At 70.3% G+C, this 21,421-nt stretch carries 21 protein-coding genes and 1 rRNA gene; 10 read left to right on the top strand and 12 right to left on the bottom strand.

The annotated features are described in order from the left end of the window. The first annotated feature begins 83 nt into the window (after positions 1-83). The gene (locus F5972_RS31220; protein WP_150938749.1) at positions 84-1,508 is read left to right on the top strand and encodes an alpha,alpha-trehalose-phosphate synthase (UDP-forming); all 1,425 of its coding nucleotides are present in this window, start codon (positions 84-86) and stop codon (positions 1,506-1,508) included. 36 nt (positions 1,509-1,544) lie between these two features. On the opposite strand, the gene F5972_RS31215 is transcribed toward F5972_RS31220, so the two are convergent. The 4 genes from F5972_RS31215 to F5972_RS31200 all read right to left on the bottom strand — a co-directional run bounded on the left by F5972_RS31215 (position 1,545) and on the right by F5972_RS31200 (position 4,063). Next, positions 1,545-2,135, bottom strand: coding sequence for a hypothetical protein (locus tag F5972_RS31215; RefSeq protein WP_150938747.1), 591 nt, complete (start codon positions 2,133-2,135; stop codon positions 1,545-1,547). A 74-nt stretch (positions 2,136-2,209) separates the two neighbouring features. Continuing rightward, complete coding sequence (locus tag F5972_RS31210; RefSeq protein WP_150938745.1) at positions 2,210-2,818, bottom strand: hypothetical protein; 609 nt, start codon at positions 2,816-2,818, stop codon at positions 2,210-2,212. Positions 2,819-2,828: 10 nt separating this feature from the next. Beyond that, positions 2,829-3,650, bottom strand: a complete 822-nt coding sequence (otsB, locus tag F5972_RS31205; protein WP_150938743.1) for a trehalose-phosphatase — start codon at positions 3,648-3,650, stop codon at positions 2,829-2,831. A 131-nt stretch (positions 3,651-3,781) separates the two neighbouring features. Then, positions 3,782-4,063, bottom strand: a complete 282-nt coding sequence (locus F5972_RS31200) for a DUF3263 domain-containing protein (RefSeq protein ID WP_150938742.1) — start codon at positions 4,061-4,063, stop codon at positions 3,782-3,784. A 109-nt stretch (positions 4,064-4,172) separates the two neighbouring features. Between F5972_RS31200 and F5972_RS31195 the strand changes: the two genes are divergently transcribed. Then, on the top strand, positions 4,173-4,979 hold the full coding sequence (locus F5972_RS31195) for an SAM hydrolase/SAM-dependent halogenase family protein (RefSeq protein ID WP_150938741.1): 807 nt from the start codon (positions 4,173-4,175) through the stop codon (positions 4,977-4,979). Between the two features lie 16 nt (positions 4,980-4,995). Here F5972_RS31195 and F5972_RS31190 read toward each other — a convergent pair whose 3' ends face one another. The 5 genes from F5972_RS31190 to F5972_RS31170 form a co-directional block, all read right to left on the bottom strand. Further along, positions 4,996-6,012, bottom strand: coding sequence for an ABC transporter ATP-binding protein (locus F5972_RS31190; RefSeq protein WP_150938740.1), 1,017 nt, complete (start codon positions 6,010-6,012; stop codon positions 4,996-4,998). Further along, the gene (locus F5972_RS31185) at positions 5,996-7,036 is read right to left on the bottom strand and encodes an ABC transporter ATP-binding protein (protein ID WP_150938739.1); all 1,041 of its coding nucleotides are present in this window, start codon (positions 7,034-7,036) and stop codon (positions 5,996-5,998) included. The genes F5972_RS31190 and F5972_RS31185 overlap by 17 nt, the downstream gene beginning before the upstream one ends. A gap of 12 nt (positions 7,037-7,048) precedes the next feature. Continuing rightward, entirely contained in the window at positions 7,049-7,972 is a 924-nt protein-coding gene (locus F5972_RS31180) for an ABC transporter permease (protein WP_150938738.1), read from the bottom strand. Continuing rightward, positions 7,965-8,894 carry an ABC transporter permease gene (locus F5972_RS31175; RefSeq protein ID WP_263641876.1) on the bottom strand — a complete coding sequence of 310 codons (930 nt, stop codon included), beginning with the start codon at positions 8,892-8,894 and terminating at the stop codon, positions 7,965-7,967. The genes F5972_RS31180 and F5972_RS31175 overlap by 8 nt, the downstream gene beginning before the upstream one ends. 123 nt (positions 8,895-9,017) lie before the next feature. Next, a complete protein-coding gene (locus F5972_RS31170) occupies positions 9,018-10,685 on the bottom strand; it encodes a peptide ABC transporter substrate-binding protein (protein ID WP_150938736.1) in 1,668 nt (555 codons plus the stop codon). Positions 10,686-11,078: 393 nt separating this feature from the next. On the opposite strand from F5972_RS31170, the gene F5972_RS31165 reads away from it, so the two are divergent. The 4 genes from F5972_RS31165 (at position 11,079) to F5972_RS37565 (ending at position 13,611) form a co-directional block, all read left to right on the top strand. Beyond that, a complete protein-coding gene (locus F5972_RS31165) occupies positions 11,079-11,984 on the top strand; it encodes an ABC transporter permease (RefSeq protein ID WP_150938735.1) in 906 nt (301 codons plus the stop codon). A 109-nt stretch (positions 11,985-12,093) separates the two neighbouring features. Then, entirely contained in the window at positions 12,094-12,822 is a 729-nt protein-coding gene (locus F5972_RS31160; protein ID WP_373868725.1) for an ABC transporter ATP-binding protein, read from the top strand. A gap of 19 nt (positions 12,823-12,841) precedes the next feature. Further along, a complete protein-coding gene (locus F5972_RS31155) occupies positions 12,842-13,378 on the top strand; it encodes a YbhB/YbcL family Raf kinase inhibitor-like protein (protein ID WP_150938733.1) in 537 nt (178 codons plus the stop codon). A gap of 62 nt (positions 13,379-13,440) precedes the next feature. Next, the gene (locus F5972_RS37565; protein ID WP_191910399.1) at positions 13,441-13,611 is read left to right on the top strand and encodes a hypothetical protein; all 171 of its coding nucleotides are present in this window, start codon (positions 13,441-13,443) and stop codon (positions 13,609-13,611) included. A gap of 72 nt (positions 13,612-13,683) precedes the next feature. Here F5972_RS37565 and F5972_RS37560 read toward each other — a convergent pair whose 3' ends face one another. Then, positions 13,684-14,778, bottom strand: coding sequence for a hypothetical protein (locus F5972_RS37560; protein ID WP_191910398.1), 1,095 nt, complete (start codon positions 14,776-14,778; stop codon positions 13,684-13,686). A gap of 416 nt (positions 14,779-15,194) precedes the next feature. On the opposite strand from F5972_RS37560, the gene F5972_RS31145 reads away from it, so the two are divergent. The 4 genes from F5972_RS31145 (at position 15,195) to F5972_RS31130 (ending at position 20,046) form a co-directional block, all read left to right on the top strand. Continuing rightward, on the top strand, positions 15,195-15,764 hold the full coding sequence (locus tag F5972_RS31145; protein ID WP_191910397.1) for a DUF1707 SHOCT-like domain-containing protein: 570 nt from the start codon (positions 15,195-15,197) through the stop codon (positions 15,762-15,764). A 17-nt stretch (positions 15,765-15,781) separates the two neighbouring features. Next, complete coding sequence (gene plsX / locus F5972_RS31140) at positions 15,782-16,810, top strand: phosphate acyltransferase PlsX (RefSeq protein WP_150938732.1); 1,029 nt, start codon at positions 15,782-15,784, stop codon at positions 16,808-16,810. An 85-nt stretch (positions 16,811-16,895) separates the two neighbouring features. Continuing rightward, a complete protein-coding gene (gene argS, locus F5972_RS31135) occupies positions 16,896-18,617 on the top strand; it encodes an arginine--tRNA ligase (RefSeq protein WP_150938731.1) in 1,722 nt (573 codons plus the stop codon). Between the two features lie 115 nt (positions 18,618-18,732). Further along, on the top strand, positions 18,733-20,046 hold the full coding sequence (locus F5972_RS31130) for a hypothetical protein (protein ID WP_150938955.1): 1,314 nt from the start codon (positions 18,733-18,735) through the stop codon (positions 20,044-20,046). 84 nt (positions 20,047-20,130) lie between these two features. Here F5972_RS31130 and F5972_RS31125 read toward each other — a convergent pair whose 3' ends face one another. Continuing rightward, complete coding sequence (locus tag F5972_RS31125; protein ID WP_117409990.1) at positions 20,131-20,514, bottom strand: cell division protein SepF; 384 nt, start codon at positions 20,512-20,514, stop codon at positions 20,131-20,133. An 829-nt stretch (positions 20,515-21,343) separates the two neighbouring features. Beyond that, positions 21,344-21,421 (bottom strand): 5S ribosomal RNA (gene rrf, locus F5972_RS31120); the annotation flags it as partial.

Below are 21,421 nucleotides of genomic sequence, written 5' to 3'. Positions count from 1 at the left end.
GATCGGTTGACATCCTATTGATGGAGGTCCGCTTTTATTAATCTTCCGGCATGCGCGCCCGCTCTGATCGAGGGGAAACCCCAATGAGCAGCTCCGTTCTGATCGCGTCCAACCGGGGCCCGGTGTCCTTCACCCTGTCGGAGGACGGCGGCCTGACCATGCGCAGGGGCGGCGGCGGGCTCGTGTCCGGGCTGTCGGACGTGGTCAGGGACACCGACGTGCTGTGGGTCTGCGCGGCGCTGTCGGACGGCGACCGCGGGGCGGTGCGGCAGGCGCCGGGGGGCCGGCTCGACGAGGCGTTCGACACGGGGCCCATCCGCATGCTGGACATCCCGCCCGCGGTCTTCCACCGCGCCTACAACGCCGTGGCGAACTCGACCCTGTGGTTCGTCAACCACCTGCTCTACAACACGCCCTTCTCCCCCGAGTTCGGCACCCGGTTCGCCCGCGAGTGGGAGTCGTACCGCACCTACAACGGCGCGTTCGCGCTGGCGCTGGCGGAGGAGGCCACGGCCCGGGCCCGGGTGATGGTGCAGGACTACCACCTGACGCTCACCCCCGCGATGCTCCGGGTCGAACGGCCCGACCTGCGCATCGCGCACTTCTCGCACACGCCCTGGGCCCCGCCGGAATACTTCGCCCTGCTGCCCGAGGACGTCGCGGCGGAGGTGCTGTCGGGCATCCTCGGCGCCGACCACGCCGGCTTCCTCACCGCCCGCTGGGCGCGCGCCTTCATGGACTGCTGCGCCGCCCTGCTCGGGGCCCAGGTGGACCACGCGGACCGTACGGTGACCTGGGCCGGCAGGATCACCCGGATCGGCGTGCACCCGCTCGGGGTGGACGGCGAGGCGCTGCGGGCGCGGGCGGCCGAGCCGGACGTCGAGTCGCACATGGCGGCGATCAGGGACCACGTCGGCGACCGCAGGCTGATCGTGCGGATCGACCGCACGGAGCTGTCCAAGAACATCGTCCGCGGCCTGCGGGCCTACCAGGCGTTCCTGGCGGGGCATCCCGAGTGGCACGGACGGGTGGTCCACCTGGCCTTCGCCTACCCCTCCCGGCACGACCTGCCCGAGTACCGCGAGTACACGGCGGCCGTGCAGCGGTGCGCCCAGGAGATCGAGGACGAGTACGCCACGGAGGACTGGGACCCGCTGATCCTCAACGTCAACGACGACTACCCGCGCTCGCTCGCGGCGTACCGGCTGGCCGACGTGCTGCTCGTCAACCCGGTCCGGGACGGCATGAACCTGGTAGCCAAGGAGGGCCCGATCCTGTCGCCCCGGTGCGCGCTCGTGCTGTCCCGCGAGGCGGGCGCGGCGGCCGAGCTCGGCGCCGACTCCCTGCTGGTCAACCCGTTCGACGTCACCGCCACGGCGGCGGCGCTGCACGAGGCGCTGACGCTGCCCGAGGAGGAGCGCCTCAAGCGCGGCCTGCGGCTGCGGGAGGCGGCCACCGCGCTGCCGCCCCGCCGCTGGTTCGACGACCAGATCGCCGCGCTGCGCTGACCGGCCGCGCCGGAGGCGGTGGTCAGCCCCGAGTGGTCAGCGCCAGGTGGCCTTCTTGAGGATCCCGTCCAGGCCCGGGGTGTTCCACTGGTCGACGATCAAAATCTTCGACGTGGGCAGATACCATTCGCGCTGGCTGTAGCGCATCTTCACCCTGAATTTCTTGTCGACGCAGGTCGCCGCCCATGCGTGGTAGTCCGCCCGGTGACCCGCCCCGACCTTCCGCAGGCCCTTGCCCGCGAGCTTCATGGTGCCCTTGTACAGGCGCACGGTCCTCGGGCAGACGCTGACGTCGGTCGCGGGGTCGAACCCGTACCTCGGGTTGTAGTACTGGAACGTGTGGTTGCCGATCTTGAGGGCCTTCGGGCCCAGCACCCAGAAGCCGTGGCATCCCGCGTCGCGGAAACCGAAGTCCATGGTGCCGAGGCTGGGACACGAGCCGGTGACGACGCGGGTCCAGTCCGAGCCGGCCTGGACCGCCTTCCACGACGCGGGGATGGTGAGGGTCAGGCCCTTGCGCAGGTGGACCTGCTTGGTGCCGCTCGCGGACGCCGCCGAAGGAGCCGCCAGGGTGGTTGTCAGCACGGCCAGACCGGCCGCCGTGGTCGCAATGGTCTTTCCGATCATGTCTTGTACGGTATTCCCTGCCACTTGGAGACGGCTTGCGGAGCGGTGCCTGGCCAGATCAGCGCCAGCACAGGTCAGTGCCAGGTGGCCTTCTTGAGGATCCCGTCCAGGCCCGGGGTGTTCCACTGGTCGACGATCAGGATCTTCGACGTGGGCAGGAACCACTCCCGCTGGTGGTAGTGGGCCTTCACCTTGAACGTCGTCATCGTCACGCACGTCCCCGCCCAGTCGCGGTAGTAGGCCTTGTGCCCCGGCCCGACCTGGCGCAGCCCCTTCGCGCCGAGCTTGGACTGGCCGATGTAGAGGTTCTTCCGCACCGGGCAGGGCCCGACGTCGGTGGCGGGATAGAACGGCCCGTCCGGCGTGTACGCCTTGAACAGCTCATGGCCGATCTTGATGGCCTTGGGACCCAGGACCCAGAAGCTGTGGCACCCCGAGTCGCGGAAACCGTAGTCCACGGTGCCGCGGGTGGGGCACGAGCCGGTGATGACGCGGGTCCAGTCCTTGTGGGCGGTGTCGACCCGCCACGACGCGGGGATGGTGAGCGTGAGGCCCTTGCGCAGGTGCAGCTGCCTGGTGCCGCCGAGGTCGCTCGCGGAGGCCGCCGCGGGAGCCGCCAGGGTGGCGGCCGCGAGGGCGGCGGTCAGCACGGCGAGCCCGGCCGGGATCGTCTTCCGGTTCATGCCACGGACGTTAGACCTGCCCGCTTGCAGACCGCTTGCCAAGCGATTCGACCAGGTCGCCGAGAAGGGCCACGACGCCGTCGGGGCCGTCCACCACCAGGTCGGCGCGTTCCGCCAGCGCCGTCACCTCGGTGGACCCGCTGCACACCCGCACGCCGGGCAGGCCTGCCTCCTCGACAGCGGCGAAGGCTGCGAGGTCGCCGAGGTCGTCGCCGACGAACATGACCGAGCGGGCGCCGCGCTCGGCGAGGAAGGCGGAGAGGGCCTGGCCCTTGTCCATGCCGGCGGGCCGCAGTTCCAGCACCATGCGGCCCGGCTCCACCGCGAGCCCGGCCTCCGCGGCCAGCGCCGCGACCGGTTCGCGCAGCGCCTCCAGGGCGGCGGCGGGGTCGGCGCACCGCCGGGTGTGCACGGCGACGGCGTGGCCCTTGTCCTCGATCCACGCGCCCGCGAGGCCGGCGGCGATCACGGGCAGCCGGGCCCGTACGAGGTCGAGCCCCGGCGGCGGTGGCGGGGCCGTCACGCGGCCGTCCTCCCAGCGTTCGAGGCCGTAGTGGCCGAGGATCACCAGGCCGGGCACGTCCCCGAGCGACGGCCCGCCGGGCACCTCTCCCAGGCCGATGGCCGTGAGGGGAGGCCGGCCCGTGACGACGACCACGGCGCGTACGAGCGGGGCGAGCGCGGCCAGCACGCCCGGCACGGCGGGGTGCACGCGGGCGGCGGCGGGGTCGGCGACGATCGGGGAGAGCGTGCCGTCGTAGTCGAGCCCGATCACGGCGCCTGCCGGATCGGCGACGATCGCGTCGAGTCCTGGGTGCGCGGGCAGAGTCATGGCCTCGTTCCGGAGAGGTGGGCGGGACGCCCGGGCGGTGCCGGGCGGACGACCGATGATCGGAGCCCCGGCTGTCTCGTCCGGGGACGCGGCTGTGTGGAAACCGGCGGGGGTAGCCACGGCAGGGGGTCTCAGGAGTGCATGCCGAACCTGCGGGCGGAGCGGTCGCGCCGCCGGCCGGCCCTCATCCGGCGCAGCCGCTTGACCAGCATGGGGTCGTGCTCCAGCGCCTCCGGCCGGTCGATCAGCTCCCCGAGTAACTGGTAGTACCGGGTGGCGGAGACGTCGAAGGCCTCCCTGATCGCCTGCTCCTTGGCGCCCGCGTACCGCCACCACTGACGCTCGAACGCGAGCATCTCGCGGTCGCGGTCGGAGAGGTCGAGCCCGTCGCCGCCGGTCGGTTCGGTGTCCATCCGCTCCTCCTCGATCGGCCGCGAGCCCGCCCCTCATGGTAAAGGGACGCACGACGTTGGACGACCCTGGGTGTGCAGAGGGACGGAGGCCGACGTAGTGTCACGTGGTGTGAGCTCTGTAATCACGCTTCTGACCGACTACGGGCTGGAGGACGGCTTCGTCGCCGCGTGCCACGGCGTGATCGCGGGCATCGCACCGCAGGCTCGGATCATCGACGTGGGCCATCTCGTTCCCGCCGGGGACGTGCGGCGCGGCGCGGCCATCCTGGCGCAGACCCTGCCCTATCTCCCGGCCGGCGTCCACCTCGCCGTCGTCGATCCCTCCGTCGGCGGCAACCGCCGCCCGGTCGCGGTCGAGGCGGGCGGGCGGGTGTTCGTCGGCCCGGACAACGGCGTCCTGTCGTGGGCCGTCCGGGCCGCGGGCGGCGCCGACGCGGCCTACGAGATCACCAACAGGGAGCTGTTCCTGGCCAACGTCTCGCCGACCTTCCAGGGACGCGATCTGTTCGCACCAGTGGCCGCGCACCTGTGCGCCGGCCGGGCGGTGGCCGACGTGGGGCCGCCGATGCCGGTGGACCGCCTGGTGAGCCTGCCCGCGCCGACCTGCCGTCTGCGGGACGGCGCGGCGGAGGGCGAGGTGCTGTCGGTGGACCGGCACGGCAACGTCCAGTTCTCGATCACCGCGACCGACCTGGCCGAGATCGGCGTACGGCTCGGCGACACCCTGGCCGTGTGGCTGGGGCGCCGCCAGGTCGCGGTGCCGTACCGCGAGACCTTCACCGCCGTGCCGCCCGGCGACCTCGTGGCGTTCGCCGACTCCGCCGGCCTGGTCGCGATGGCGATCAACGCCGGGGACGCCGCCGACCGCCTGGGCCTGCCCCCGGGCGCGCACGTACGGCTGTCGCCCGGGCGCTGACCCGGCGGCGGGGCTCCTATTCGGCGTTGACCACGTCGCGGACCTCCGCGAAGTGGCAGGCGCTCGGATGCGCGCTGCCCGGGCGGACCTCCAGCGCGGGCTCCTGCTCGGCGCAGACGTCCTGCGCCTTCCAGCAGCGGGTGCGGAAGTGGCAGCCCGACGGCGGGTTGGCCGGCGAGGGCGGGTCGCCCTGCAGGATGATCCGCTGACGGGTCTCCCGGCCCTCCGGGTCGGGCACCGGCACCGCCGACAGCAGCGCCTGCGTGTACGGATGCGTCGGGTTGTCGTAGATCTCGGTGTCGTTCCCGAGCTCGACGATCTTGCCGAGGTACATCACCGCGATCCGGTCGGAGATGTGGCGGACCACCGACAGGTCGTGCGCGATGAAGATGTAGGCGAGGTTGAACTCGTTCTGCAGCCGCTCCAGCAGGTTCATCACCTGGGCCTGGATCGACACGTCGAGCGCGGAGACCGGCTCGTCGCAGATGATGATCTCCGGCTGGAGCGCCAGGCCGCGGGCGATGCCGATGCGCTGGCGCTGGCCGCCGGAGAACTGGTGCGGGTAGCGGTTGATGTGGTCGGGGTTGAGGCCCACGACCTCCAGCAGCTCCTGCACCCGCTGCCGCCGGCCGCCCTTCGGCGCGACGTCCGAGTGGATCTCGAACGGCTCGCCGACGATGTCGCCGACCGTCATCCGCGGGTTCAGCGAGGTGTACGGGTCCTGCATCACCATCTGGATGTTGCGGCGCATCCGCTTGAGCTCGGCGCCCCTGGCGGTGGTGATGTCCCTGCCGTTGATCCGCACCGAGCCCGACGTGGGCCGCTCCAGTGCCATCAGCAGCTTGGCCAGCGTGGACTTGCCGCAGCCCGACTCGCCCACGACTCCGAGCGTCTCGCCCCTGCGCAGGTCGAAGGAGACGCCGTCCACCGCCTTGATGGCGCCGACCTGCCGCTTGAAGACGACGCCGTAGTTCAGCGGGAAGTGCTTCACCAGGTCGCGGACCTCGAGGATGGACTCAGTTGGAGCCGTCATCGAGAACCTCCCTCCAGTAGTGGCAGGCGCTGCCGCGGGTGTCGCTGACCGTGTACAGCGGTGGGGCGTCGGTCACGCAGTTCTCCTTGCGGTACGGGCACCGCGGGTGGAAGGCGCAGCCGGTGGGCATGTCGAGCAGGTTCGGCGGCATGCCCTTGATGGCGTACAACTCCTGGCCCTTGAGGTCCACCCGGGGGATCGACTCCAGCAGGCCCTTGGTGTAGGGGTGGGCGGGAGCGCGGTACCCGTCGAAGACCGAGGCGTTCTCGACGATGCGCCCGCCGTACATGACCGCGATCTTGTCGGCCACGTCGGCGACGACGCCGAGGTCGTGGGTGATCAGGATCAGGCCCATGTCGCTTTCCTGCTGCAGCTCCGCCAGCAGTCCCATGATCTGCGCCTGCACGGTCACGTCCAGGGCGGTGGTGGGCTCGTCGGCGATCAGGATCTCCGGGTCGAGCGCGATCGCCATCGCGATCATGATGCGCTGCCGCATGCCGCCGGAGAACTGGTGCGGGAAGTCGTCGACCCTGGACTTGGCGCCCGGGATCCTGACCCGGTCCATGAGCTCCACGGCCTTCCTGCGGGCGTCCCGCTTGGACATGCCCTGGTGGACGCGGAACATCTCGCCGATCTGCCAGCCCACGGTGAACACCGGGTTGAGCGCGGACAGCGCGTCCTGGAAGATCATCGCGATCCGCCGCCCGCGGATCTGGCCGCGGGCGTCGTCCGGCATCGTGAGCAGGTCGGTGCCGTGGAACCGGACCTCCCCCTTGGGGATGCGCGCCGGCGGCATGTCGAGGATGCCCATGATCGCCTGCGCGGTGACCGACTTGCCGGAGCCCGACTCCCCGAGCACCGCGAGCGTCTCGCCGGCGTCGACCGAGTAGGAGACGCCGTTCACGGCCCGTACGACGCCCTGGCGGGTCTGGAACTCGACGTGCAGGTTGTCCACGGCGAGCAGGGGTTCGTCGCCCGCGCGCTCCGCCGGGAGCAGATGCGTGTCGACAGATGGGTTCTTCACTTGCCGCCCCTCTTATCGAAGCTTCGGGTCGAGCGCGTCGCGGACGGCGTCACCCAGCATGACGAACGCCAGCACGGTGATGCTCAGGAAGATCGCGGGGAAGATGAGCGGTTCCGGCGCCTCCAGGAACCGGCGCCGGGCGTCTCCGATCATCAGGCCCCACGAGATCGTCGGCGGCTGGACGCCCACCCCCAGGAAGGACAGGCCGGCCTCGGCGGCGATGAACACGCCGAGGTTGAGGGTGGCCGTCACGATCACCGGGGCGATCGCGTTGGGCATGATGTGCCGCAGCATGATGCGCCCCGGCCCCGCACCCAACGCCCGGGCCGCGGTGACGTAGTCCTGGTTCTTCGCCGAGATGACCGCGGCCCGCATGATGCGCAGGATCAGGGGCCAGGCGAGCACGGCGAGCGAGAGGACCACGGTGAAGGCTCCGGCGTTCTCCCGGCCGATGGCCGACAGGAACAGCAGCGCGCCGAGCACCGAGGGGATCGCGAAGAAGATCTCGGCGAGCCGCGACAGCAGCACGTCGACCCAGCGGCTGTAGTAGCCCGCCAGCAGTCCGAGCCCGCCCCCGACGACGGCGCTGATCAGCGAGGTGGCGATGCCGACGATGACCGAGACCCGGGCGCCGTAGATGACCCGGGAGTAGGTGTCGCAGCCGAGGTTGTCGGTGCCGAACCAGTGCTTGGAGGTGATGCCCTCCCGCGCGTTGCTCAGGTCGCACGTGGAGGGGTCGTAGGCGTTGACGGAGGAGAACAACGACGGGAAGGCCGCCATCAGGAGCAGGATCAACACGAGGATCGACCCCAGGATGAAGACCTTGTTCCGCCGGAGGTCGTGCCAGGCGTCCGACCACAGGCTGGCCGGCCGGCGGGCCTTCTGCGGCCTGGCGTCCTTGTCCTTGGCCGATTCGGCCACAGTCGCGTTACTCATAGCGGATCCGGGGGTCGAGGACGGCGTACAGCAGGTCGACGATCAGGTTGGCCAGGACGTAGACCAGGACCAGCACCGTCACGATACCGACCACCACCGCGTTCTCGCGCAGGTAGACGGACTGGAAGAGCTGCTGGCCGATGCCGGGCAGGTTGAAGATGGTCTCGGTGATGATCGCCCCGCCCATCAGCGTGCCCAGGTCGGCGCCCAGATAGGTGATCAGCGGGATGAGCGAGTTGCGCAACGCGTGCCGGCCGAGCACCCGCCGGCGGGACATGCCCTTGGCCACGGCGGTGCGGATGTAGTCGGCGCGGAGCGTCTCCATCAGGCTCGTCCGGGTGAGCCGGGTGAGGTAGGCGATCGAGAGCCCGGCCAGCACCAGGCCGGGCACGAGGTAGCTCCGCATGCCGTCCTGGATCCCGGCGACGGGGAAGAAGTCGACGCCGGTGTTCTGCTTCAGCTTCACGCCGAGCACGAGCTGCAGGACGAACCCGCTCACCAGCGTCGGGATCGAGACCAGCAGCAGGGTGACCGCGAGCACGGCCTGGTCCTGCCACCTGCCCCGGCGGAGCGCCGCCCACAGGCCCAGCCCCACGCCGATGACCGCCTCGAACACGAGGGCGGTGATCGCGAGCTGGAAGGTCACCTGGAACTTGCCCTCGAACAGCGAGGACACCGGCACCCCTCGGAAGGTGGTGCCAAAATCACCGGACAGGATGTCGCGGATGTAGTACCAATACTGGACGAGCAGCGGATCGTTCAGGTGGAACTGCTCGCGCATGCGCGCCACAAGCTGGGGGTCGAGACGCCGGTCCCCGCCCAGGGCCGCGATGGGATCACCCGGCAGCGCGTAGACGGTGGCGAAGAGCAGGAACGTGGTCCCCACCAGTACAGGGATCGCCTGCAGTAGGCGTCTGATCACGTAGCGACCCATGAGGTCTCCCGGTCATGAACAGGGGCAGCCCATTCTGTCGTCATGGACTGCCCCTGAGGATGGTCGACTACCGGGGGGAGATCAAGGACCACCCCCCGAATAGCTCGTCGGTCAGGCCCGCTCGACGTTGAAGACGTCGATGCGCTCGAACGGGTCGATCTTGACGTTCTTCACGTTCGAGGAGAACGCGCCGTTCGTGGTGTAGAAGTAGATCGGCACGTACGCCATCTCCTTCAGCGCCAGGTCGTCGGCCTGCTGGTAGAACTGCACGCCCTCGTCGAGGGACGCGGCCGAGTCACCCTTGTTGAGCAGCTCGTCGAACTCCTTGTTGGAGTACTGGACGTAGTTGGAGCTGCCGCCGGTCCCGAAGATCGGGCGGAGGTAGTTCTCCGGGGACGGGTAGTCCATGATCCACGCCATCCGGAAGGCGCCCTTGACCTTGCCGTCACCGAGGTCGTTGAGGATGTCGGCGAACTTCTCGTACGGCTTGACGTTGACCTCGACCTGGAGGTTGGTGCGGATGTTGTTGGCCACCGCCTCCATCCACTCCTTGTGGGCGCCGTCGGCGTTGTAGCTCAGGTCGATGGACTTGACGTCCTTGCCGCCGTTGGACTCCCAGAGCGACTTGGCCTTCGCGGGGTCGAAGGTGCACGCCTCGCCGCAGGCGCCCTTGCGGTAACCGGCGACGACCGGGCTGATGTTGTCGTCGGCCGGGACGCGGGTGCCGGAGAAGACCTTGTCGGTGATGGTCGCCCGGTCGATCGACATCGAGATCGCGGTGCGCAGCTCGCGGCTCTTGGCGTACGCGTCACCGGTCTTGATGTTGAACCCGAGCCAGCCGATGCCCGAGGACGGCTGCTCGATGTAGCGGTCGCCGAACTCGGCCTTCGCGCCGCCGATCTGCTCCGGCGGCAGCTGGTCCATGATGTCCAGGTTGCCGGCCCGCAGGTCGTTGTACGCGGTGTTCAGGTCCGTGTAGATCTTGTACTGGAGCGCGTCGACCTTGGCCTTGCCCTCCTTGAAGCCGTCGAAGCGGACCATCTCGACCGTCTGGTCGGTGCCGCGCTTGTACGGCTTGCTCATCTTGAAGGGGCCGTCACCGATCGGGTTCGAGCCGTAGTCGGCCTTCATCTTGCCCTCGGACTCGAAGGCGGCCTTCGGCAGCGGGTAGAAGGCGGTGTAGCCCAGCATCGTCGGGAAGCCCGAGTAGGGGTGGGTGAGCTCGACCGAGATGGTCTTGTCGTCGACCGCCTTGAGTCCCGACAGCGTGGTCGCGGTGGGCTCCGCGGCCTTCTTCGGGCCCTCCTCGCCGTCCGGGTCCTGCGGGTTCATGGCGTCGTAGCCCTTGAACACCGAGAAGAAGTAGTTGGACTGCTGCTGGTTCGGCCCGTAAGCCGTGAAGTTCCAGGAGTCCACGAAGTTCTGGGCGGTGACCGGCGTGCCGTCGTGCCAGGTGTAGCCGTCCTTGAGCTTGATCGTCCAGGTGGTCTGGTCGGTCGACTCGATGGACTCGGCGATCCGGTTGACCGGCTTCTTCTGGTCGTCGTAGTCGACGAGGCCGATGAAGAGCGCGTTCAGCACCTCCGCGCCGCTGGTCTCACCGGTGTTGCCGGGGATCAGGTCGTTCTGCGGCTCGGCGATCTCGATGCGGACCGGCTGCGCGGCGGAGCCGGAGCCTGAGCCGGAGTTGTCGGACCCTCCACCACCGCCACAGGCGGCCACGGCGAGCGCCAGCAGCGCTGCTCCGGCGGTAATCCTTACGCCCCTAGTCACACGCATAGTGGATCTTGGTCCTCCCTCTAGGATGGGCGTTCACGCTGGTGTGACCCCGGGTTTGCGGGCACCGTCAAACCAGCTGACGTCCTGCCAGTCGTCCGGAGCATCCCTTACCGCTCGCACCAGAGGTATCTCTGGCGCGTTGCAGTTCGGTCACACGTGCGCGAGTCGGGCGTCACACACGCAGTCCCGCGAGCCAACCCTAAACGCCCAGCAGGGCACTAAAACCCCCTTTAGCGTACATTCACCAGCGGAGTGCGAGTCCTTGACCCGCGGTGTCGGCGACACTCCTTCCCCGGTCCTCCTGTCACGATGTCCTGGGCTACCTTTGACCAGTCGCAGCCACGTCCGGTGCGACAGCCGTCCCACCGACCTCCATCCAATAGAGTCACTGCCATGAGCCAGCCGGAATCCGCGGTCGCGGAGGCCCAGGGTGGCGGCCGAGCCCCGGAGTCGCTGGCCGCGCTCGCCGAGCGTCACGGACTACGACGCGCCATCGCACGCCCCAGCATGCCCGCCTACCTGCGCCAACTGTGGGACCGGCGGCACTTCATCCTCACGTACGCCACGTCGCGCAACGTGTCGAAGTACTCCGAGTCGATGCTCGGTCAGCTCTGGCAGGTGCTGACGCCTCTGCTCAACGCCGCGGTCTACTGGCTGATGTTCGGCGTGATCCTCGGGCAGAGCAAGTCGATCCACAACTACCCCGCGTTCCTCATCACCGGGGTCATGGTGTTCACCTTCACCCAGCGCACGGTGATCAGCGGCGCCAAGTCGATCTCCTCGAACCTGTCCCTGATCCGCGCGCTGCACTTCCCCCGCGCCTCGCTCCCGCTCGCGTACACCATGCAGGAACTGCAGCAGCTCGGCTACTCGATGGGCGTGCTGCTCCTGCTGGTGCTCGTCACGGGGGAGCCGATCACCTGGCTCTGGCTCCTGGTCCCGGTCACGCTGGCGATGCAGACCGTGTTCAACATCGGCCTCGGCCTGTTCATGGCCCGCGTCGGCGCGTTCATGCGGGACATGAACCAGCTCCTGCCGTTCATCACCCGCACCTGGCTGTACGCCTCGGGCGTCTTCTACGCGATCGACGACAAGACCCGGGAGCTCCCCGACATCCTCCGCTGGGTGCTGGAGTTCAACCCGGCGGCCGCCTACATCGAGTTCATGCGCGACCTGCTGATCTACCAGCGTTTCCCGGAGCGCTGGGCGTGGGTGACTTGCGTATTCTGGGCAGTGTTCGCGGTGATCGTCGGCTTCTGGTACTTCTGGCGGGCCGAGGAGAGGTACGGCCGTGGCTGAGCTGACCGAGGAGCTGTCCCAGGTGGCGCCCCAAGACCCCAAGACGCAGACCCCCTCCGAGACCCGGGAGCCCGAGTCGCACGACTCCACGACCGGGACGCCGACCGTCATCGTCGACGACCTCCACATCGTCTACAAGGTGTACGGCTCGGCCGGCGACGCCGAGAAGGGCAACGCGGCCAACGCGCTCATGCGCCTTCTGCGGCGCCAGGGACGGCCGCAGATGAAGGAGGTCCACGCCGTCAAGGGCGTGAGCTTCGTGGCCCACCACGGCGACGCCATCGGCATCATCGGGCGCAACGGCTCGGGCAAGTCGACCCTGCTGCGCGCGATCGCCGGTCTCCTGCCGCCGCACAAGGGCGCCGTCTACACCAACGGCCAGCCCTCCCTCCTCGGCGTCAACGCGGCCCTCATGAAGGAGCTGACCGGCGAGCGCAACATCATCCTCGGCTGTTACGCCATGGGGATGACCCCCGCCGAGGTCCGCGAGAAGTACGACGAGATCGTGGACTTCTCCGGCATCGGGGAGTTCGTCCAGTTCCCCATGTCGACCTACTCGTCCGGCATGGGCGCCCGGCTGCGCTTCGCCATCTCGTCGGCCAAGACGCACGACGTGCTGCTGATCGACGAGGCGCTCGCGACCGGCGACCGCGAGTTCAAGCGCAAGAGCCAGGACCGCATCAAGCAGATGCGCCAGTCCGCCGGCACCGTCTTCCTGGTCGCCCACAACCTCGACGTGATCGAGGAGACGTGCAACCGCGTTATCTGGCTGCACAAGGGGAAGATCAGAATGCAGGGCGACCCCCAGGAAGTCCTGGAGGCGTACAACAAAGCCTGAGAGAAACGGAGGGGTGACCGTGCCGACGCCGCCACCGATCCCGTACGACCACCTGCCCGAGGTGCCCGCGCTGACCGTCGAGAGCGACGACGTGCGGGACGGCGAGAGGCTGCCCGAGGCCCACGTGTTCGACGACTGGGGCATGGGCGGGCAGAACGTCTCCCCGCACCTGCGCTGGTCGGGCGCCCCCGAGGGCACCCTGAGCTACGCCGTCACCTGCTTCGACCCGGACGCCCCCACGGGCAGCGGCTTCTGGCACTGGGTGCTGTTCGACATCCCGGCCTCCGTCACGGAACTGCCGGCCGGAGCGGGCAACGGCCCCGACTTCAAGGGCCTCCCCGAAGGCGCCAGGCACGCCCGCAACGACTTCAGCACGAAGGAGTACGGCGGCGCGGCCCCTCCGCCCGGACACCCGCACCGCTACCTCTTCGCCGTGCACGCGCTGAGCGTGGAGTCCCTCGGCGTGGACGGCGACACGCCGCCCGCCGTGGTCGGCTTCAACGTCACGGCCAACACGCTCGCCCGCGGCTACATCGCACCGGTGTACGAAACCTGATGCAGGAGGGCCCGGCGTTCCACTATGATTCGAACGGAGATTCGACATAGCGGAGGGCCGGGATGAGCGACCTCGCGTCGGCGATCGACAGTCTCGCCGCCGAAGATCCCTCGGAGCTGCCCGTCGGGCTGGTCGCCGAGCAGCTCATCGACCTGCACTGGCAGATGGCCCGCCTGCAGGCCCAGATCGCCCGGCGCACCTACCTGCGCGTCTCCTCCGAGTCGCCCAACTGACGCGAACGGCCGGCGCCCTCAGCGGGTGCCGGCCGTTCTCCGCGGCCGAAGCCGGAGTGTTCGATTCGTGGGTCAGTTGCCGTACCCGCGCATGCGCCCCGACGGGACGGCGCCGGACACCAGGCCCGGGGCGGACGACACCGCGCCCGACAGGGCCGCGTCGGCGGTGACGGCCACGGAGGAGGCGGCCTGGGACGCCGTGGCGGCAGCCGCACCGGTCCCCTGCGCCGGCACGCTCGTGACGGTCCCCGTGGCCCCGACGACCGCGCGGACGTCCGCGTTCACGCGGGCCGCGGCGTCGACGGCCGTCGTACGGGTGCCGCTCGTGAGGCCGCCGGCCGGGTCGGCGCAGGCGCACGGAACCAGCGTCAGCAGGCCGCCCGCGCTGCCGGCCGTCGCCGCGGCGGCGCCGTTCAGGTTGAGCAGCGCCTTGAGCCTGGCGGTGACGTCGAGCGCGGCGCTCACGTCGGCGCCCGCGGCGGCGACGGCCGCGGCCGAGGCGTCCACGGCGTCGGCGGCCCGGCCGGACGTCGTGACGACCGGCCGGCCGACCTGGGCGGTGAGAGCCGCGGCGGCCTTCGCCTTGGCGCTCACGGCCGCGTCCACGGTGGCCGTGGCGTCGACGACCGCCTGAAGGGCGGCGCGCAGGTGCGCCTCCAGTGCGGCGACCACGGTGGCGTCGACGGTGACCGTCGCGTCGGCGGTCGCGGCGGCTGCGGCGTTGGCGGCGGCGTCGGCCGCGGCATCCGCCGTGATGTCGGCGGCGATATCGGCCGCGATGGCGGCCGCGGCGTTGATCTGCGCGTTCGCCTTCGCGGTGAGAGCGGCCGTGGTGGTGCCGGCGAGGTCCGCGACGGCGACGAGGTCGGCCCGGAGCGCGGCGGTCACGTTCACCGCCACCTGGGCGGCGGCGTCGGCCTGCGCGACGGCGTCACCCGCCGCGGCGCTCGTCGTGCTGCTCGTCGTGCCGCTTGCCGTTCCGCTCCTCGTGCCGGCCACCGCACCGGCGACCACGCCGGCCCGCAGGTCGGCCAGCAGGCTCGCCACCGCCGCGACCCGGGTGTTCGTGCACTTGACCGCGCACCCCTGGGCCTGCGCCGGCGCGGCGACCATGCCGGCGACGCCGACAGCGACGGCGACGACGGCTGTCCTAACCAGTCGTTTCATTTGACTTGCCCCCGGTTCATATTCCTTTTCACGAGAGTGGGAATGACGAACCCAAGAACCCCCGTGCGTCGGCGGGCACGCCGACAAAGACGTCGGCATTTCTATCACCGGGGTTCGCGGCGGAAGGCCCGGTGAAGTGGGGGATCCAGGCCGGACGACGCACCGGAAAATTCCGGATATCGAGCATCGGACGACCACTTCACGGTCGCCCCAATCCCCTCGCAGCAGAAAGCTACGGTAAACACCGCGCCCGGTCGCGGCGGGGAATTTTTCCGCGCGCTTTTGGCGACGCGCGCGTGGCGTCCGTGACAACCTCCGCCTGGCGCCCCCGGCGGGCGCCGGTCCGCAACCCCTCGGACCCGCTGTTCCCGACCGGCGCTATCGCGACATATCTCGTTAAGAGCTACGCTGTCGAGGTGACCTACCTCACCCCGTACGCGGGCGACGACCCCGCGCAGCGCGCCTCCGACGCGGACCGCGACAGGATCGCGGCCGTGCTCGGCGAGGCGCTGGCCACCGGCCGCCTGACGAGCCTCGAACACGCCGACAGGCTCGACGCCGTCTACCACGCCGTGACGCTGGGCGAGCTCGTGCCGCTGATCAGGGATCTGCCGGACGTGTCCGGCCAGGCGTCCGCGCTGCCCACCGACCGGCTCCGGATCTCGGCGGTGTTCAGCAAGATCATACGGCGCGGGCGCTGGATCGCCGGGCGGCACACCGAGCTCACCGCGGTCTTCGGAGCGCTGATCGTCGACCTCGACGAGGCGGTCCTGCCCGGCCGGGAGGTGACGCTGGAGGTGAACTCGTTCTGCGGAAAGATCATCATCACCGTCCCCCCGAACGCCAGGGTGATCGACCAGGGCGGCACCGTGTTCTCCAAGCGCGCGATCAGCGGCGGGGACGGCGCCGAGGACGGCCCGCTGATCCGCCTCACCGGCAATGCGCGCTTCGGCAAGATCGTGGTGTACCGGGGGACGCGCCGCTGACGGCCTACGATTCGGCCATGCAACCCACCGGCCGTGCGCTGCCCGTGGCCCTCGACGCCATGGGCGGCGACCACGCGCCCGGCGAGATCGTCGCGGGAGCCGTGCGGGCGGTGCGCGAACGCGGCGTGCCCGTCGTGCTCGTCGGCCATCCCCGGGTGCTCTATCAGGAGCTGGCCGGGCACGACGCGGTCACCGAGATCCCCATCGTCCGCGCCGAGGAGGCGCTGGCGATGAACGAGGGGGCGCTGGCGAGCCTGCGGCGCCCGCGGTCCAGCATCGCCGTCGCGTGTCACCTGGTCCGGCGTGGCGACGCCTGCGCGGTGGTGTCCGCCGGTTCGACCGCCGGCGTCGTCGCCACCGGACGGCTGCGCCTGCGGGCCCAGCAGGGCGTCGTACGGCCCGCCATCGCGGTCGGCCTGCCGACGCTCCCCCAGCCCACCGTGCTGCTCGACGCGGGGGCCACGGCGGACGCCAAGCCGGAGATGCTGGTGCAGTTCGCCCACCTCGGGGTGGCGTACGCCGAGGCCGTGCTCGCCACGCGGCGTCCGCGCGTCGGCCTGCTCACGATCGGAGCCGAGCCCGAGAAGGGCAACAAGCTCGCCAAGCGCGCGCACGAACTGCTCGACGCCACCCCCGGCATCGACTTCGTCGGCAACGTCGAGGGGCACGACCTGCTCACCGGGAAGGCCGACGTCGTCGTCACCGACGGGTTCACCGGCAACGTCGCGCTGAAGACGGTGGAGGGCACCGTACGGTACGCCTTCGACCAGTTCCGGGAGGCGATCTCGGACAGCCGCCTCGCCCGGATCGGCGGGATGCTGCAACGGGCCCGGCTGCGCGAGCTGGCCGGCCGGCTCGACCCCGAGGCGCACGGCGGGGCCGTGCTGCTCGGGCTGAACGGCACGGTGGTGATCGCCCACGGCTCGTCGCGGGCCCGCGGCGTGGCCGCCGCCTGCGAGCTCGCGGCCCGCCTGTCGGCCCAGGGGGTCGTCGCCAGGATCGGCGAGCGGATCGCCTCGGGCAACCGGTCGCACCGCCGCCGCTGACCGTGCGGGCGACCGTCAGACGAGCGGCGGGCTGACGGCCGATTCTGGCAGGCGGGCGTGAGTCGCGCGCCGATAAGCTTGACGCATGACCGACCCGCAGCTCGTGCTCACCGAGCGGGTCCAGCAGGCGCTGGGCTCCGCCTTCGGCTCGGAGTACGCCACCGAAGACCCGCTGATCAGGCCCTCACAGTTCGCCGACTACCAGGCGAACGTCGCGCTCAGCCTGGCCAAGCGGCTCCGACGTGCGCCACGGGAGGTCGCCCAGGCCGTCGCCGACCACCTCGACACCTCCGACGTGAGCGTCGAGGTCAGCGGGCCCGGGTTCCTCAACCTGACGCTGCGCGACGGCTGGATCGCCGAGCAGGCCGGGCAGCGGCTGCTCGACGACCGCCTCGGCGTGCCGCAGGCGGCTCCGCAGACGGTGATCGTCGACTACTCGGCGCCGAACGCCGCCAAGGAGATGCACGTCGGTCACCTGCGCACCACGATCGTCGGCGACACCCTCGCGCGTACCCACGAGCACGTCGGCAACCAGGTGATCCGGCAGAACCACCTCGGCGACTGGGGCACGCCGTTCGGCATGCTCATCGAGCACCTCCTCGACATCGGCGAGGAGCAGGCGCTCGGCCGCCTGGCCGCCGGCGACGGCAACGCCTTCTACCAGGAGGCGCGGCACAAGTTCGACACCGACAAGACGTTCGAGGAGCGCTCCCGCCGGAGGGTGCCGCTGCTGCAGGGCGGCGACCCGCCGACCCTGCGCCTGTGGCACGAGTTCATCGAATACACCAAGCGTTACTTCAACAAGGTGTATCGCGCGCTCGGCGTCACGCTGACCGACGACGACATCGCGGGCGAGAGCAAGTACAACCCGATGCTCGCCGACGTCTGCGACGAGCTCGAGCGCATGGGTGTGGCCGAGATGAGCGAGGGCGCGCTGTGCGTGTTCCCGCCCGGCTTCACCGGCCGCGACGACCAGCCGCTGCCGCTCATCGTCCGCAAGAGCGACGGCGGGTACGGCTACGCCACGACCGACCTCGCTGCGATCCGCTACCGGGTCCGCGACCTCAAGGCCGACCGCGTCCTGTACGTCGTGGGCGCGACCCAGTCGCTGCACTTCCAGATGGTCTTCGCGGCGGCCCGGATGGCCGGCTGGCTGCACGACGAGGTCAGGGCGGAGCACGTCCAGATCGGCAGCGTGCTCGGCAGCGACGGCAAGATGTTCAAGACCCGCAGCGGCGAGTCGGTCAAGCTCACCGACCTCCTCGAAGAGGCGGTCGTCCGGGCCGAGGCGGTCATCGCCGACCGCGGCTACGAGCCGGAGGCCCGGCGGCAGATCGCCCGCCAGGTCGGCATGGGCGCCGTCAAGTACGCCGACCTGTCGGTCAGCCACGACAGCGAGTACGTCTTCGACTTCGACCGCATGCTCGCGCTGACCGGCAACACGGGGCCGTACCTCCAGTACGCCACGGCCCGCATCCGGTCGATCTTCCGCAACGGCGGGATCGACCCGGAGTCGGTCACCGGCCCGATCGTGCTGGGTCACCCGGCCGAGCGGGCGCTGGCGCTGCAACTGCTCGGCTTCGGCACGGTCGTCGCGGCCGTCGCCGACCTGTCCGAGCCGCACCGGCTCTGCAACTACCTGTTCGACCTCGCGCAGGCGTTCACCTCGTTCTACGAGGGCTGCCCTGTCCTCAAGGCCGAGGACGAGTCCGTACGGCAGTCGCGCCTGGCCCTGGCGGCTCTCACACTGCGCGTGCTGCTGCGCGGCCTCGACCTGCTCGGCATCGAAGTGCCCGAGCGGATGTGAGGGGCGTGCCCGAACCCGCTCCGGCGTGCCTTACCCCTCGTCAGCGCGCCGAGCGTCTAGTCTGGCGCGGGCAAGGGAGTGCCAGCCGATCCCTCGGGGAGCGTTCCGCGTGAGCATGGATCTGACCACGAGCCCGGACCCCGGAAACGTGGCCGACGCCACGGAGTTGCACCGCTACGCCGAAGCGCTGCTCGTCAGCCTGGCGGCCGACGGGACCACGCCCGAGCTGCCGCCGGGCGTCACGGACGTGCCGGGCTACTGGCTCGCGCCCGCCGTCGAGACCCTCGTGCTGATCCTGTCGGGCGGGGACGCGCTGGAGCCGCTGGCCCTCGCCTCCCAGCTCGACGAGCGGCGCACCGCCCTGTTCCTGTGCCTCGCCCTCGCCGTCTGCGGCCAGGGCGACCGCATCCACGCGTCCTGGCTCGGCACGGCCTTCGGCGACCTCTCCGAGGAGCATCCGGTGGCCCCCGGGCAGCGGGCCCTGTGGCTCGCCGCCGCGCGGGGGGCGTACGGGCCGGTCGGCAAGATCTTCGTGCTGCGCAAGCTGGACGCGGTAGACGTGCCGGCCGGCGACGACCGCTGGCTGAAGGCCATCGTGCCCGGCCGGCCGGAGACGTCCGTGCCCCCCTCACTGGAGCCGTTCCCCGAACTGGCGAAGGTCGCCGAGATCGAGCGCTCCCTGCGGGCGTCGGTGACGCTGCAGCGCCTCCGTGAGTGCTGTGACGCGATCACCGCCACCCGGCAGCCCGGCGAGGTCACCAAGGTCGTACGCGGCACCGTGTGGGCCGACGACGAGCCCCTGGCCGTGCTCCGGGCGCTGATCGGGCAGGGCGGCCCCGACGGGCCGCTGAGCTCGCTCACCGGCCATCTGCTGGAGGACCTGCGCCCCGACGCCGATCCGCACCTGGCCGCACTCGCCCTGCACGTCGCGGCGCCCGCCGTCCGGGCCGCCGCCGAGGCGCTCGTCGACGTGGTGCGCGAGCCCCCGCCGGACGCGCTGGACGTGCCGATCCTCGGCTACCCGGTGCGGCTCCGGCCGGAGGGTCCCGACCAGGGGTCGATGGCGGCGGCCGAGCAGCGCCTCGTCACCGAGTGCGTGCCCAAGCGTGGCCGGCCCTGGCCGGCGTACCTGCTCCTGGTCGTCGCCGCCGCCGTCTTCGTCTGGGGTTTCGTGGTCAACCCGCCGCTGGCCCTCGGCGGCCTGGTGATCGCCGCGGTGGGCGGGCACCTGCTGTGGCGGCACCGCATCCAGGAGCACTCGGACGTGAGGTACGTCCAGTCACGGGCCGGAAAGCTCGGCGATCTCGCCGACAAGGCCGTCTGGGCCCTGCACGAGTACGCGAGGGAGTCCGAGGAGCGGGCCACCATCGCCGCCCGCGACCTGACGGAGATCACCACCATCCTGCGCCGGGGCCCACGGGCCGCCTGACGCCGTTCCGCCGTACAGCCGAAGGGCCCTCTCCCATGACGGGAGAGGGCCCTTCGGTCCGATTCACGGGAGCCGGGCGCCGGTTCAGGCGCTGGAGACCTCCACGTTCGCGGGGGTGATCAGGAACACCTTGTCCGCGATCCGCTCGATGCGGCCCTCACAGCCGTAGGCGAGGCCCGCGGCGAAGTCGACCATGCGGGTGGCCTCCGCGGTCGACATGCCCGCCACGTCCATCACCACGGTGTGGCCCTCGCGGAAGTGCCGGCCGATCGTCAGGGCGTCGTCGTACTTGTGCGGGCGGACCATCACGATGTGGGCAGGGTCGGCATTGGGCTGCCAACGCTTGGCGGCGCGCTCGGCCGCCGGCATCCAGTCGTCCTCGTACTCGTCCTCGTCGGTGTAGGCCTCGTCGTACTGCTCTGCCCCACCCAGGCCAAGGTAGCTTGCCACCTTGCGCACAGCCCCCATCGGCTCGTCCTTTTCCGGCTTGTCCTTTTCCGGGCTTGTCCCAACACACGGGACCGTAATCGACGATTCAGCGATCCCCCACCGACACGCCCGGCCGTTTAAGGGTTGTTGGTTGGATAATGTAGAGGCCGAGTGCGTATGTCTTCATCGTCAATTCTGTTTCAGCCCTTCCAGGGTAACTCTCGAACCCGCCTACCCCACGGAACCCTTCGCAAACATTTTTCCCGGTCATCAGGAAGGACGTCGTTCCCTCAGTAGATCACAACGGACGCCGCCGATGAAGGGTTCCGGAAATAAGATCTTGCTGGTAGAGCCGCCGTGGGCGGGTGCCGGAGACGCGAATCGAACCTCCGGCGAAGGTGATCGAATTGTGTGGCGGACACCTCGTCCGAGGGCCGGGAATTCGCATTTCGAAAATATTTGCGAGAACGGTCGCGGGCGTCCACACCACCGCAGGCCGCAGCCCGGGGCCGGCCGGACGGCCTCCGCTGGGAGATCCTGGGAGTCGGCCCAGGAGCCGACGACACGCATTGCCACACGAAGAGTTAGAGGCGCACAGACGGCCTTAGGTTCCCGGAGGGCCCGAACTTCCCGAGGTTCGCGGAGGACTCGAACTTCCCGTCTCCGCCTCGTCCAGCCCCCGCAACCGATTCCCGCTGCCGGGTACCGCCGTCGGCCCTGGGCCGGCCACCGCCCGCGGGGGTGGGAGGCACGGGTGGCGGTGACGGGGACAGTGGCAGGCCGCACCACGGCGAGCCCCGGGCCGCAGAGAATCCGGGCACAAAAAAAGGGGGGCCATCCCGACCGGGATGGCCCCCCTCAAAAAATTGTCCGGCGGCGTCCTACTCTCCCACACCGTCCCCGGTGCAGTACCATCGGCGCTGGCGGGCTTAACTTCCGGGTTCGG

It is taken from the genome of Microbispora cellulosiformans, assembly GCF_008728085.1.
Classification (GTDB): Bacteria; Actinomycetota; Actinomycetes; order Streptosporangiales; family Streptosporangiaceae; genus Microbispora; species Microbispora amethystogenes.
The sequence above is the reverse complement of the archived record's forward strand: the minus strand, read 5'-3'. Positions and strand labels throughout refer to the sequence as shown.

What these genes read in the sequence shown, in the direction of transcription:
- F5972_RS31220 (WP_150938749.1), top strand. Translation starts at nt 84, where the DNA reads ATGAGCAGCTCCGTTCTGATCGCGTCCAACCGGGGCCCGGTGTCCTTC.
- F5972_RS31215 (WP_150938747.1), bottom strand. Translation starts at nt 2,135, where the DNA reads ATGATCGGAAAGACCATTGCGACCACGGCGGCCGGTCTGGCCGTGCTG.
- F5972_RS31210 (WP_150938745.1), bottom strand. Translation starts at nt 2,818, where the DNA reads ATGAACCGGAAGACGATCCCGGCCGGGCTCGCCGTGCTGACCGCCGCC.
- otsB (WP_150938743.1), bottom strand. Translation starts at nt 3,650, where the DNA reads ATGACTCTGCCCGCGCACCCAGGACTCGACGCGATCGTCGCCGATCCG.
- F5972_RS31200 (WP_150938742.1), bottom strand. Translation starts at nt 4,063, where the DNA reads ATGGACACCGAACCGACCGGCGGCGACGGGCTCGACCTCTCCGACCGC.
- F5972_RS31190 (WP_150938740.1), bottom strand. Translation starts at nt 6,012, where the DNA reads ATGACGGCTCCAACTGAGTCCATCCTCGAGGTCCGCGACCTGGTGAAG.
- F5972_RS31180 (WP_150938738.1), bottom strand. Translation starts at nt 7,972, where the DNA reads ATGAGTAACGCGACTGTGGCCGAATCGGCCAAGGACAAGGACGCCAGG.
- F5972_RS31170 (WP_150938736.1), bottom strand. Translation starts at nt 10,685, where the DNA reads ATGCGTGTGACTAGGGGCGTAAGGATTACCGCCGGAGCAGCGCTGCTG.
- F5972_RS31165 (WP_150938735.1), top strand. Translation starts at nt 11,079, where the DNA reads ATGAGCCAGCCGGAATCCGCGGTCGCGGAGGCCCAGGGTGGCGGCCGA.
- F5972_RS37565 (WP_191910399.1), top strand. Translation starts at nt 13,441, where the DNA reads ATGAGCGACCTCGCGTCGGCGATCGACAGTCTCGCCGCCGAAGATCCC.
- F5972_RS37560 (WP_191910398.1), bottom strand. Translation starts at nt 14,778, where the DNA reads ATGAAACGACTGGTTAGGACAGCCGTCGTCGCCGTCGCTGTCGGCGTC.
- plsX (WP_150938732.1), top strand. Translation starts at nt 15,782, where the DNA reads ATGCAACCCACCGGCCGTGCGCTGCCCGTGGCCCTCGACGCCATGGGC.
- argS (WP_150938731.1), top strand. Translation starts at nt 16,896, where the DNA reads ATGACCGACCCGCAGCTCGTGCTCACCGAGCGGGTCCAGCAGGCGCTG.
- F5972_RS31130 (WP_150938955.1), top strand. Translation starts at nt 18,733, where the DNA reads ATGGATCTGACCACGAGCCCGGACCCCGGAAACGTGGCCGACGCCACG.
- F5972_RS31125 (WP_117409990.1), bottom strand. Translation starts at nt 20,514, where the DNA reads ATGGGGGCTGTGCGCAAGGTGGCAAGCTACCTTGGCCTGGGTGGGGCA.